Source organism: Sphingomonas arvum, from assembly GCF_026013565.1.
GTDB classification, from domain to species: Bacteria; Pseudomonadota; Alphaproteobacteria; order Sphingomonadales; family Sphingomonadaceae; genus Sphingomicrobium; species Sphingomicrobium arvum.
The window spans coordinates 117573-128941 of record NZ_JAPDOB010000001.1; the positions used below are offsets into that span (position 1 = coordinate 117573).

Annotated in this window: 14 protein-coding genes and 1 tRNA gene; 5 read left to right on the forward strand and 10 right to left on the reverse strand. The window is 66.5% G+C overall.

The features are described from left to right. Positions 1–155 precede the first annotated feature (155 nt). A complete protein-coding gene (locus tag OMW55_RS00625; RefSeq protein WP_264880073.1) occupies positions 156–1064 on the reverse strand; it encodes an IS1595 family transposase in 909 nt (302 codons plus the stop codon). A gap of 105 nt (positions 1065–1169) precedes the next feature. Between OMW55_RS00625 and OMW55_RS00630 the strand changes: the two genes are divergently transcribed. Then, a complete protein-coding gene (locus OMW55_RS00630) occupies positions 1170–1733 on the forward strand; it encodes a glycoside hydrolase family 108 protein (protein WP_264880074.1) in 564 nt (187 codons plus the stop codon). Positions 1734–1799: 66 nt separating this feature from the next. Then, positions 1800–2210: a holin family protein gene (locus OMW55_RS00635; protein ID WP_264880075.1), complete on the forward strand. Its 411-nt coding sequence runs from the start codon at positions 1800–1802 to the stop codon at positions 2208–2210. A 4-nt stretch (positions 2211–2214) separates the two neighbouring features. Here OMW55_RS00635 and OMW55_RS00640 read toward each other — a convergent pair whose 3' ends face one another. After that, positions 2215–3303 carry an SPL family radical SAM protein gene (locus tag OMW55_RS00640; RefSeq protein WP_264880076.1) on the reverse strand — a complete coding sequence of 363 codons (1089 nt, stop codon included), beginning with the start codon at positions 3301–3303 and terminating at the stop codon, positions 2215–2217. Between the two features lie 80 nt (positions 3304–3383). Here OMW55_RS00640 and OMW55_RS00645 point away from each other — a divergent pair. From OMW55_RS00645 to OMW55_RS00655, 3 genes are all read left to right on the forward strand, one after another. Continuing rightward, positions 3384–3459: transfer RNA gene (locus OMW55_RS00645), tRNA-Thr, on the forward strand. A 24-nt stretch (positions 3460–3483) separates the two neighbouring features. Continuing rightward, positions 3484–4476: a GTP 3',8-cyclase MoaA gene (moaA, locus tag OMW55_RS00650; RefSeq protein WP_264880077.1), complete on the forward strand. Its 993-nt coding sequence runs from the start codon at positions 3484–3486 to the stop codon at positions 4474–4476. Positions 4477–4523: 47 nt separating this feature from the next. After that, positions 4524–5228 (forward strand): sulfite exporter TauE/SafE family protein, encoded by a 705-nt coding sequence (locus OMW55_RS00655; protein ID WP_264880078.1) that lies wholly within the window; start codon positions 4524–4526, stop codon positions 5226–5228. Positions 5229–5248: 20 nt separating this feature from the next. Here the strand turns inward: OMW55_RS00655 and OMW55_RS00660 are convergent, their stop codons facing one another. The 8 genes from OMW55_RS00660 to OMW55_RS00695 form a co-directional block, all read right to left on the reverse strand. Continuing rightward, positions 5249–6436, reverse strand: a complete 1188-nt coding sequence (locus OMW55_RS00660) for a molybdopterin molybdotransferase MoeA (RefSeq protein WP_264880079.1) — start codon at positions 6434–6436, stop codon at positions 5249–5251. Further along, the gene (gene moaC, locus OMW55_RS00665) at positions 6433–6906 is read right to left on the reverse strand and encodes a cyclic pyranopterin monophosphate synthase MoaC (protein ID WP_264880080.1); all 474 of its coding nucleotides are present in this window, start codon (positions 6904–6906) and stop codon (positions 6433–6435) included. The genes OMW55_RS00660 and moaC overlap by 4 nt, the downstream gene beginning before the upstream one ends. Next, a complete protein-coding gene (gene moaB, locus OMW55_RS00670) occupies positions 6903–7442 on the reverse strand; it encodes a molybdenum cofactor biosynthesis protein B (RefSeq protein ID WP_264880081.1) in 540 nt (179 codons plus the stop codon). The genes moaC and moaB overlap by 4 nt, the downstream gene beginning before the upstream one ends. Before the next feature lie 3 nt (positions 7443–7445). Next, positions 7446–7904 carry a molybdenum cofactor biosynthesis protein MoaE gene (locus tag OMW55_RS00675; protein ID WP_264880082.1) on the reverse strand — a complete coding sequence of 153 codons (459 nt, stop codon included), beginning with the start codon at positions 7902–7904 and terminating at the stop codon, positions 7446–7448. Between the two features lie 3 nt (positions 7905–7907). After that, positions 7908–8189, reverse strand: coding sequence for a MoaD/ThiS family protein (locus OMW55_RS00680; RefSeq protein ID WP_264880083.1), 282 nt, complete (start codon positions 8187–8189; stop codon positions 7908–7910). 71 nt (positions 8190–8260) lie between these two features. After that, positions 8261–10297 (reverse strand): hybrid sensor histidine kinase/response regulator, encoded by a 2037-nt coding sequence (locus OMW55_RS00685; RefSeq protein ID WP_264880084.1) that lies wholly within the window; start codon positions 10295–10297, stop codon positions 8261–8263. A 12-nt stretch (positions 10298–10309) separates the two neighbouring features. Beyond that, complete coding sequence (locus tag OMW55_RS00690; RefSeq protein ID WP_264880085.1) at positions 10310–10954, reverse strand: chemotaxis protein CheX; 645 nt, start codon at positions 10952–10954, stop codon at positions 10310–10312. Beyond that, positions 10951–11331 carry a response regulator transcription factor gene (locus OMW55_RS00695; protein ID WP_264880086.1) on the reverse strand — a complete coding sequence of 127 codons (381 nt, stop codon included), beginning with the start codon at positions 11329–11331 and terminating at the stop codon, positions 10951–10953. Before OMW55_RS00695 ends, OMW55_RS00690 begins: the two co-directional genes overlap by 4 nt. Positions 11332–11369: the final 38 nt, after the last annotated feature.

Consider the following 11369-nt stretch of genomic DNA (forward strand, 5'->3'; position numbering starts at 1 on the left):
TTTTGGGACAATCGACTCCTCTTATTCGTAAGAGTCGCATCTGAGTCGAGTCCGAATGTTCTCCGTCCCCGCTATCCACGAACAAAGGCCGCTCAAATCAAGAACGCGTCCAGCGCTTGCGAGGGCTTCCTATACGGACAGGTTCCTCAAACAGCTTAGGCTGCGAGCGAACTAGTCCGCCGATAGGTGAGACGCTTGCCGGCGATCCCCTTGAGGGCGATGTCCGCACGCTCACGGTCGCTGATGTCCTTGGTGGAATAGCGGAAGTCGAACTCGGCAAGGTAGCGGTGCAGGTGAGCAGCGCTCCAGTGGTGGTAGGTGCCGATCACGCCACGCTTTAGGATGGAGAAGAAGTTTTCAGCGGTGTTGGCGTGGATGCCGCCCTTCTTGGCGAACTGGAGGCCAGCGTGCAGCACGCGGCCATGACCGGCGAACTCCTTGCCGATCGACCAGTAGAAACGAGCTTCGTCCGTCATGAGGGTGGAAGCGCGGTCAACGTTAGTGACCAGCGCCGCACGGACGTTGCCGTGGTGAATGTTGGCAACGTGGAAGGAGCGGGCGCGACCGTCGCGCTCAACAAGGGTGACAACCTTCTTCTTGGGAGCAACGTCACCCGAGAGGCGCTTGCGCTTCGCACCGCCGATGTAGGCTTCGTCTGACTCGACAACCTTGCCGGGTCCGCCGAGCGGGCCGGGGTTGTGGTCAGTCATGGCCTCACGGATGCGGTGCATCATGAACCATGCGGTCTTGTAGGTAACGCCGAGCATACGCTGAATTTGAGCAGCGCTCATGCCCTTCTTGCTGGCGCACAGCAGGTGGTTGGCGAGCAGCCACTTGTTCAACGGGATCTTGGAGCGCTCGAACACAGTACCAACCGTAACGGTGAACTGCTCACGGCACTTGTTGCACTGGAGCAGACCGTCGCGGTGCTTCTTGCCTTCAAGCCGCGTCACATCGGCCGAGCCACAATGCACGCACTCCGGCGTATCACCCCAGCGGAGAGCTTCTAGGTGCTTGCGAGCCGCAACCGGGTCGATGAAGCGAGGGGCAAGAATGTCGTCCATGAGAAGCATATGCTCGCTCATAGGCTGCTTTGTCAAGTATATAAGTGCCTACACGTAACCAAAAAGGTTAGCACTGCTGCGAATCGGAACCGCAGGAGTGTTTTCATGAACGACCTCGACGCCACCATCTGTGAGCTACTAGACACGCTGATCGAGCGCGAGGGCGGTTACGTGAACCATCCCGCCGATCGTGGGGGTCCCACCTGCTTCGGCATCACCGAAGCGGTGGCCCGCGCCCACGGCTATCGCGGCGCAATGGCCGCTCTGCCGCGCAGCGAGGCGGAGGACATCTACCTGCGGCTCTACTGGAACCGGCCGCGCTTCGACGAGGTCGCCAAGCGCAGCGTTCGCATCGCCGCCGAGTTGTTCGACACCGGCGCCAACATGGGCCCGGCCGTCGCCGCCACCTTTCTCCAGCGCGCGCTCACGGCGCTGAACCGCAACGGCAAGGACTTCTGCGATCTGGTGCCCGACGGCCGGATCGGTCCGCGCACGCTGGCGGCGCTCGACGGATATCTGCGAACCCGCGGGCAGGGGCGCGGCGAGACCGTGCTGCTGCGCGCATTGGAAGCGCTCCAGGGCGAGCGTTACCTGCGCCTCGCGGAGAAGCGCCCCGCCAACGAAGCGTTCCTGTACGGCTGGCTCGCGAACCGCATCGGTGAACACTGAGCACCCAGACTAACCCGTCTAGGTGTCGCCTTTGTCCCCTTCCAGCACTGACCCAAGGACCCGACCATGCTGATCGACGCCATCATCGCCCCCGTCTCCAAGCTTCTGGACAAGCTCATCCCCGATCCGCAGGCGCGCGACCGGGCCAAGCTCGAGCTGCTCAAGCTGGAAGGCGATCAGGAAGCCGCCGCCATTGCGCAGCAGATGCAGGCGATCGTCGCCGAGGCCAGTTCGGCCGATCCCTGGACCAGCCGCGCGCGGCCAAGCTTCCTCTACGTCATGTATGTGCTGGTGCTATGGGCCATTCCCATGGGCCTGATCAGCGCCGCGGACCCGGCCAAGGCTACCGCCATCGCCAACGGCATGACCGCCTACCTGCGCGGCCTGCCCAACGAACTCTATACTCTCTTCGGCACCGGCTACCTCGGCTACACCGCGGCCCGCACCTGGGGGAAGGTCAAGGGCGCCGAGAAGTAGGCGCTCACGTCCAGTAAAGGATGCGGGCGGCGGGCAGGCGCCGCTCCACCTCCGTGAAAAACCAGCCCTTGAGTTCGGCCATGACTTCGGGCGGATAGACGAACTTGGTGGACCCGAACTTGGTTCGCTTCTCCGCCCGCAGCTCGGGCTCCATCTCCAGGTCGGAGCCCGGATACCAGCTGCGCAGGACCTCGCGGCTGCCGGGTGTGAAGCGGTGGGTGATGAGTTCGGCGGTGAGGTCGAGGTTCGCCACTCCGCCCAGCGCCGCTGCGGCCTGGTCAAGTAGGTCGCCATAAGCCTCCTGCCAGCCGGCCGCCGCAATGATCGGCGCAACCGTCAGCCCCACCGGGTAGCCGGCATCGGCCATCCGCCGCAGCGCCGCCAAGCGTTCGGCGACCCGGTCGGTCCCGCCCTCGAAGCGGGCATAGGCCGGCGGGTTGACCGACGCCCGCATCCGGGTCCGCCCGCCATGCTCAAGGCCCAGCATAGGCTCGACCGCAGCGAATTTGCTGGTAAAGCGCAGCTGCACCGGTGCGTCCCACTGGCCGAAGTGCTCGATCAACGCAGACAGCGACCCGGTCAGATGCTCCAGCGCGAGCGGGTCGGTGTAGCAGCTCGCCTCGAACGTGGTGCCCTCATGGCTGCGCGCTTTGGACCGCGACGTGATCCGCCCCTGGCCAAGATAGCCGGGCAGCACGGCCAGGATCTCGGGCAGGTTGGCATAAGCGCGCGTGATCGGCGGCCCGCCGAGTGAGCCCGCCAGGTAGCAATAGCTGCAGTGCGCCGGGCAGCCCTCAGCCAAGTCCACCCGCCAGTCGGCGCTCGGCGCGATCGGCTGCAGCTTCAGCTTGGACGAGGGTGCGGTGACGATCGCCAGCGTCCGCTTGGCCTCCGCATAAGCCTTCCGCTCGTCTTCCTGCTTAGGCAGCCGCACCTGGTTGCCGGACAGCTCGGTCACCTCGATCCCCAGCCCCGCGCAGCGCTCAGCCATTGCCCGCCCATGCGCCCACTCCCGCGCCGCCGCGGTGATCAGCACCCGCTTGGGCCGCCACAAGCGGGCCGTGCGGGCCGGGGAGGGTGCGAGGCTAGCCACGAAGTCAGTGAGCGAACCCCACGGCCCCTTGTTCCGTCCGCCCACCCTTGGTAGGGCCTCGCCGCAGCCGATCGGCCCAAGCCGCTTTAGCTCAGTTGGTAGAGCACCTCATTCGTAATGAGGGGGTCACAGGTTCGAGTCCTGTAAGCGGCACCATTCTCCGTCTTGCGAAGGGGCGGCATGAGCGAGCCCGGCATGATCGACAGCTTCGGACGGCGGATCAGCTACGTCCGCCTGTCCGTCACCGATCGCTGCGACCTCCGGTGCCGCTATTGCATGGCCGAACGCATGACGTTCCTGCCGCGCCGGGACATCCTGCGCCTGGAGGAGATCGTCGACTTGGTCAGCATCTTCATCGCACGCGGGGTCAAGCGGGTGCGGCTCACCGGTGGCGAGCCGCTGGTCCGGCGCGGCATCATGGACCTGGTTCGCACCCTTGGCAGCCGCATCGGCCATGGTCTCGACGAGCTCACCCTCACCACCAACGGCACTCAGCTGGAGAAGGTCGCCGAGGGTCTGCGTGAGGCCGGCATCAAGCGGATCAATGTCAGCCTGGACAGCCGCAATCCGCAGCGCTTCGCCCACATCACCCGCCGCGGCGCGCTCGCGCCTGTGCTGCGCGGAATCGCCACGGCCCAAGCCGCGGGCCTTCACGTCAAGATCAACATGGTGGCGCTCAAAGGCCTCAATGACGATGAAATCGCCGACATGCTGTTGTGGTGCGGCGCGCAGGGCCACGACCTGACGCTGATCGAAACCATGCCGCTGGGTGCCGTTGAGGACGACCGCACCGAGCATTACCTGCCGCTCGACGAAGTGAAACGGCAGTTGGAGCGCAGCTTCAGCCTGCGACCGAGCTTCCAGCGCACGGGTGGCCCGGCCCGCTACTGGGACGTCGAGGGCGTGGACGCCAAGCTCGGCCTGATCACGCCCCTCAGCCAGAATTTCTGCGCCGGCTGCAATCGCATCAGGGTTGCCGCCACCGGCACCGTCTATGGCTGCCTCGGCCATGACCAGAAGGTGGAATTGCGCGAATTGCTGCGGGAAGGGGGTAGGGAGCGGGTCAACGCCGCGCTGGACGAGCTGCTGGCCGGCAAGCCCGCAGGTCATAATTTCCACATCTCCGCCGCCGCACCTGCTGTCGGCCGCCACATGAGCGTCACGGGCGGTTGAGCACAGCGACGGCGGCCTTCGACGGCCAATGGGCGCTGGCTCTTTGCATGTTGATCTGCGCGGCGCTGTACAGCAGCGTCGGCCACGGCGGCGCCTCGGCCTACCTCGCCCTGCTGGCCCTGTTCGGCCTGCCGCCCGCAATCATGAAGCCGACCGCGCTGGTCCTGAACCTGATCGCCGCCGGCCTTGGCTCCGTCCGGTATGTCCATGCCGGCCAGTTCCGGTGGCGAACCCTGTGGCCGTTCCTCATCGGCGCCATTCCTTTCGCCTTTCTCGGTGGCTGGCTGAAGCTTCCGGGCGACACCTACAAGCTGCTGGTGGGCCTAATGTTGCTGCTGTCAGCGCTGCGCCTGCTGTGGCCGCGCGAGATCCGTGCGCTGCGGGAAACCAGGGACCCGCCGGTGTGGCTCGGCATCCTGCTCGGCTGCGGTATCGGCCTGCTGAGCGGTCTCACCGGCACGGGCGGCGGCATCTTTCTCTCGCCACTGCTCCTGTTCTTCGCCTGGTCCGCGCCCAAGCCGACCAGCGGCGTCGCCGCCGTGTTCATCCTGTGCAATTCGGCCGCGGGCCTGCTCGGCAATCTCGCTTCGGTGGGGGCGCTGCCGCCAAACCTTGAACTTTATGCCGGCGCGGTGCTCGCGGGCGCGCTGATCGGCACGACCCTCGGCATTCGCCTGCGCGCCCCGGTCATCCTGAAGTCTCTAGGGCTGGTGCTGGTCGTCGCCGGAACCAAGCTGCTCGGGCTCTACTAGGCGCAGAGCGGCCTTCCGCTTCAGAAGTCCAACACGTCCACGCTCGCGCCCGCTGGTACGGGCGCAGTGCTAATCGGTCGCCGGACCAGCAGCCCGGCCTTCGCCAGCACCTTCTGCGCGCTTGAGTCCTGGTGCGCGAACAGGCGCACGGCCCTCGCTTCGACATAGCCACGAGAGAAGGTCTCGCGCTCGCCCGTTGGCTCCAGCCCTTCGCCCAGCGGCATGGCCCGCCACGCCGCCGCCTCGGCCGGATCGCGGCCGGTAAGGCCACACAGCAAGCCCGCCAGGAACAGCCGCGCGGTGACCAGCGCGGAGGTCGGGTTTCCCGGCAGGCCGATCACCAGCTTGCCCAGGGCGCGCCCCAGCCACACGGGCTTGCCGGGCTTCATCGCGACCTTTGAGAAAATGAGCTCCAGACCAGCGAACGCGAACATCGCTTTGGCGTAGTCCTTCTCGCCGACCGACGCACCCCCGGTGACCACCACCAGGTCGGCCGCGTTCAGCGCTTCCGCCGCCGCCCGCTCCATCGTCCGCCGCTCGTCGGGCAGCCGCACTGCCGTCTCCAGCTGCCCACCCCATTCCTCTGCGAGCGCCGCCACAGCAACGCTGACGCTCTCGGGAATCCGGTTGGTGCTCCGCCGTGCCTGGCCCGGCTCGACCAGCTCGTCACCCGTGCTCAGCACGCGCAACAATGGCCGCCGCGCCACTCGCACGCACTCGATGTCCGCCGCCGCCGCTGCGACCAGTGCACGCGGGGTAAGCACCGTTCCGGCAGCAAGCAGTTCGTCACCCAGCGCGAAGTCCGACCCGGCCGGCCGGATGTGGCGAGCGCCGAACGGCGGTTCCGCGAACCGTGCGACTTCGCCCTCGCGCTCCACCACCTCCTGCACGATCACCCGCTCAGTCCCCGCCGGCACCGCCGCCCCGGTGAAGACGCGCACGCAGCTGGCCGGCGGCACGGCGCCCGCGAACGGCCGCCCGGCAAAACTGTCGCCCGCTATCCGCAGCGCCGCCGGCAGCGCCGCCACGTCGGCGTCGCGCACCGCATAGCCGTCCATCGTCGATACGGCCGCGCGCGGAGACTGCACCTGCGCCACCACCGGCTCCGCCAGCACCCGCCGATGCGCGGCGCGCAGCAGGATCTCTTCCGTCCCGAGCAGCTTGCCGGCCGCGCCCGCCAGCGCGAATGCCTCGTCGAACCCGATCATCGCTGCCAGTTGTCCGACTTGCCGCCCGACTTGCCGGTGACCTCGATCCCGCCGATCACCATGGTCCGATCAACCGCCTTGAGCATGTCGAATAGTGTCAGGCAGGCGACCGACACGGCTGTCAGCGCCTCCAACTCCACGCCCGTCACACCGACCGTTTTGACCTCGGCGCTGATCCAGAATCCCGGTAGGGACTCGTCGGCCGTGATCTGCACCGCCGCCTTGCTCAGCGGGAGGGGGTGGCACAGCGGGACGAGGTCGGCAGTGCGCTTGGCGGCCATGATCCCGGCCAGTTCGGCGGTCTGCACCACCGCGCCTTTGGGCGTCGTACCGGCCAGCACGGCCGCGAGCGTCTCTGGCTGGCAGGTCAGCTGTCCGACGGCCGTTGCCACCCGCTCCGTCGGCGTCTTTCCCGACACATCAATCATCCGCGCACGGCCGGCCGCATCCAGGTGCGTCAGCCTGCTCATGCGCAGATGTCCCGCAGGCGGGGGATCTGCCCCGCCAGCGAGCAGGGCCGGTAACGGCTGTCGAGTTCCAAACCTAGCACCAGGTCCCAGGCGTCGCGGCAGGCGCCGGTGGAGCCCGGCAGGCAGAAGATGAACGTGTCCTCGATCTGACCGGCGAAAGCCCTCGACTGGAGGGTGGAGACACCCACCGTGCCAAGGCTCGCTTGATGGAAGACGATCTTAAAACCCTCCATCTCCCGCCGGAGCAGCGGCTTCACCGCCTCTGGCGTGACGTCGCGCGGGGCAAAGCCGGTTCCGCCGGTGGAGAGGATCAGGTCCACGCCCGCGTCCGCGACCCACGCCTTCACCTGTGCGCGAATGGCGTCCACGTCGTCGGCGACGATCGCCTTGCCGGCCAATTCGTGGCCGGCGGCGGTCAGCCGCTCAATCAGCGTCGCGCCCGACGTGTCCTGCGCCTCCGTGCGGGTGTCAGACACGGTCAGTACGGCGATCCGCAAGGGGTGGAGAGGCAGGCTTCCGTCGATTCGTCCGGGCAAAGCTCAACTCCAACGTGCGCGCTCGCGATGGTCGTCGTCGGTCGGCTCGACCCAAGTCGAGCCGTCCGCCCCATCTTCACGCTTCCAGAACAGGGCCTCGGTCTTAAGGCGATCCATCAGGTAATCGGCCGCTTCAAACGCAGCGCGGCGATGCGCGGCGGCTGCCGCCACCCACACGATTGCCTCGCCGGGAGCAATCGCGCCGGCCCGATGAATGAGGTCAATCCCTGCGACGTTGAACCGTTCGGCGCCGGCGGCGGCGATCTCATCCAGCGAGCGCTGGGTCAGCCGCGCGTGGTGCTGCAGGAACAACGTCTCCACCGCCAGTCCATTCCGGTTTGCGCCTCGGGCCAAGCCGGTGAACGTCACGACCGCTCCGGTGCCCGCGTCGATCTGCTTGGCGAAGGCGGCGAGCGCCGCAGCCGGGTCGAACGGCTCCAGGCAGAGGCGCGCCCGCCACATGGCTCAGCCGCCGGACACCGGCGGGAAGAACTCGACCGTCCCGCCCGCGCCCACCAGATGGTCTTCGCCGGCGATGACGTCGTGCACGCACGCGCGCACCCGCTGGCTCAGGATCTCCGCTCGCGCAAGTGGGTGGCGGTCGGCAATTGCGGCGCGCAGCTGACCGATCGAGCAGTCGGCCATGTCCAGCTTCATCTGCTCGCCCAGCAGATCAGCCAGTCTGCCATAGAAACGCACGTTCATCTGCAAGCCCTCGTATTCAAAGGCGCTGGTCACCCGTTCCACCGGCCGGTCAACAAGGGACTTAGCCGCACTGGGCTGCGAAGAGGTATGGTCCTGAAGCGTTCGCCCTGACTTCATCCGCCGTCACGCGCCAGCATCTCCTCGACCCGTGCGGCAAGGGCTTGCAAGGTGAAAGGCTTGGACAGCAGTGCGACGCCGTCCTCGATCCGGCCGCCGCTGGTGATGACCTCGCCAGGGTAGCCAGACATGTGGAGCACCTTGACTTCGGGATTGAGGCGGATCGCCTGCTGGACCAGTTCGCGGCCGGTCATGCCCGGCATGACCACGTCCGTCAGCAGCAAGTCGACCTGCCCGCCGCGCTCGCCGAGCACGGTCAGCGCCTCCGCGCCGCCGCTGGCCTGGAGCACTTCATAGCCAAGATCGCGCAGGCCTTCGGATGCGAACAGGCGAACGTCGTCATCGTCCTCGACCACGAGGATGGTGCCGGACCGGCGGCTCGCTGCAACGTCGCGGGCCAGCATGTTTGCCGCGCTCTGCACCGCGTGAAGCGAGCGCGGCAGCAGCAGCTCCATGCTGGTTCCCGCGCCCGGCAAGGAACTGATCCGCACGTCACCGCCCGACTGCCGAACGAAGCCGAACACCATGGACAGGCCGAGCCCGGTGCCCTTGCCGACCTCCTTGGTCGTGAAGAAGGGGTCGAACGCCCGCTCGATCACCTCCGCCGGCATCCCGCAGCCGGTATCGGACACGACCAGGCGAACATAATCACCGGATGCCAGCGACCCCGTCTCCTCGGCTTCCTGGAGGCTGACGTTCTCGGCCTGAATGAGCAACGTTCCCCGGTGATCCATCGCGTCGCGGGCGTTGACCGCCATGTTGAGGATGGCGCTTTCGAGCTGGTTCGCGTCCGCTTCGATGGTCCAGAGGTCCGCCTGGAAATCGGTCCTGAGTTCGATCTGCTCGCCGATGGAGCGGTTCAGCAGATCGAACATGCCTTGCACCAGGCGCGCCACGTCCAAGGCTGTCGGCTCCAGTGGCTGCCGCCGGGAAAAGGCCAGCAGGCGTTGCGTCAGCGAGGCGGCTCGCTCCGAGCTCTTGAGGGCATTGGCAAGCGCCCGCTCGACCCGCTCGTCGCTGGCGGCACCCAACCTGCGCCGAGCCATGTCGACGTTCCCAATGATCACGGTCAGGAGATTGTTGAAGTCGTGCGCGATGCCACCGGTCAGCTGGCCGATCGCTTCCATCTTCTGTGCCTGGCGGAGCCGTTCCTCGACGCGCTGGCGGCTCTGGATCTCTTCCTGCACCCGGCTTTCGAGGTTGCGGTTGAGTTCGTTCAGCTGCTGCTGCGTCTGCTTCAGGTCCGAGATGTCGAAGATCACGCCGATCTGCCGCGCAGCGCCTTCTGCTTCGGGCAGGAGCTCGCCCCGCCGCGCGATCCAGCGCAGTTCCCCCGTGTCCGCACGGCGGATGGCGTACTCGTGGCTTCCGAGGGTGCGCACCGGCCTGCTTTCGAGCAATGGCCGGCTGCCGTCGACCACCAAGGCATTGATCGTGGCGATCGGGACCACCGGCGAAGGATCCAGCCCCAGCAGCTGGCAGAACTGCTCGGACACGGTCGCGGTCGGAAAGCCCTGGACATATTCGAACGTTCCCACCCCACCCGCGGTCTGGGCGATGCGCAGCCGTTCCTCGACCCGCTGCCGGGCCGTGATGTCGACGAGAATGCCGGAAAATCGCTCGGGCTGTTCATGCTCCCCGAATGAACAGCGGCCATGCGCCTCGACCCAGCGCAGGCTGCCGTCCGGGGCAATCATCCGATAGCTTTTGAAGAAAACCTCGGCGCCATGCAGCATGCCCGACACCGCAACCCGGATGCGCGGTGCGTCATCGGGGTGGATTGCCGAGAAGAAGTCCTTCGCTGGCAGCCCCTTGGCCGCGTCCAGCGCTGTAATGCCCTGAAAGTTGGCCAGCCGCGCATCGAAGTAGACCCGGCGGTTGAGGATGTCCCAGTCCCAGCTGCCGACCGCTCCAGCCGCGGCCAGCGAGATACTGAGCCGCTCCTCCAGCTCCTTCAGCCGTTCGGCATTGGGCTCTCCCGGCGGAAGCGTTGATTGCAGGTTCATCGCGCCGCCCCGTTCGGCGAAGAACAAGCGCGGCTCACCTCAGAACTCTCCGTCCATGGTCTCGGCGATGAACCCGCCAAGCAACTCCTTAAGGGCAAGCAGCGACGACATGTTCATCATCATCGCGATATAGCCCCTGAGGTCGCGTTCGCGGACCGAAAAGGTGATGTACAGGAACAGGACGAGCCCGGCATCAGCGTCGTCGTCCTGCTGCTGGTTGAGCAGGTCCGTCCCGTCACCCCTGACTACCTGCGGGATCGACATGGTGAGCGGCCGCTTGAGCATGTTCGCCATGGTCGCGAGGCAGTTATTCAGGATGACATTGCCGGTCTCGGCCAATGCCTCATGTTCCATCTCCGCGACTTCCGAATCGGGCATTTCCGGCCCGATCACCGCCCGTACCAGTTCCAGGCTGCGGGCCTGGGGAAAGATCAGCAACGCGCCCCCTGAAAACGCTCCGGTGAAGTTCTGCTTCACGGCCACCAGCTTGTCGCCACTCTGCTGCACCAGCAGGGCGGCGGCCCGCTTGCGGCTGAGCACCTCGACGCTGGGCACGGACAGCAGCACATGTTCGCCAACCATCTTGCGTAAGGACAGGGCAGCCCTGCTCACGCCGATGTTGACGACCTCCGTCAGCGCGTCCTGCTCGAGTTCGGATAGCTCGATCTCATCCACACTGCTCATTCCGCCGCCCGCAATCGCAGCGCGGCCCCCGACAGAAAGCCTTGAAGACCTTCGGCCGTCAGTGGCTTGGCGACGAAGGAAGCGTTGATCGCGCGCGCCTGGGCGATGATCTCGTCCTGGATGTTGGCGGTGATAATCGCGATCGGCATGGCTGGGTGAGTGCCGCGAAGCTCGGTCGCAAGGGAGAGGCCGTCCCGCTCCGTCATGTTGAAGTCGATCAGCGCCACGTCGATCCGCTCGCGGCCCACGATCTCCATCGCTTCCGCGGCGCTGCCGGCTTCGACCTTGGTCCAGTCCGGCTGAAGCGCGCGCAGCGCCTTGCCCGCGTTGATCCGCGCAAGCTTGCTGTCATCCACCACAAGGACGTTTACGCTCACGATACCCCCACGAACAACAGGACTAACCCCAGCCGGGT

Coding starts and splice junctions, on each gene's coding strand:
- moaC (WP_264880080.1), bottom strand. CDS start 6,906: ATGAGCAGGCTGACGCACCTGGATGCGGCCGGCCGTGCGCGGATGATT.
- OMW55_RS00630 (WP_264880074.1), top strand. CDS start 1,170: ATGAACGACCTCGACGCCACCATCTGTGAGCTACTAGACACGCTGATC.
- OMW55_RS00690 (WP_264880085.1), bottom strand. CDS start 10,954: ATGAGCAGTGTGGATGAGATCGAGCTATCCGAACTCGAGCAGGACGCG.
- moaA (WP_264880077.1), top strand. CDS start 3,484: ATGAGCGAGCCCGGCATGATCGACAGCTTCGGACGGCGGATCAGCTAC.
- OMW55_RS00655 (WP_264880078.1), top strand. CDS start 4,524: ATGTTGATCTGCGCGGCGCTGTACAGCAGCGTCGGCCACGGCGGCGCC.
- OMW55_RS00635 (WP_264880075.1), top strand. CDS start 1,800: ATGCTGATCGACGCCATCATCGCCCCCGTCTCCAAGCTTCTGGACAAG.
- OMW55_RS00660 (WP_264880079.1), bottom strand. CDS start 6,436: ATGATCGGGTTCGACGAGGCATTCGCGCTGGCGGGCGCGGCCGGCAAG.
- OMW55_RS00675 (WP_264880082.1), bottom strand. CDS start 7,904: ATGTGGCGGGCGCGCCTCTGCCTGGAGCCGTTCGACCCGGCTGCGGCG.
- OMW55_RS00625 (WP_264880073.1), bottom strand. CDS start 1,064: ATGGACGACATTCTTGCCCCTCGCTTCATCGACCCGGTTGCGGCTCGC.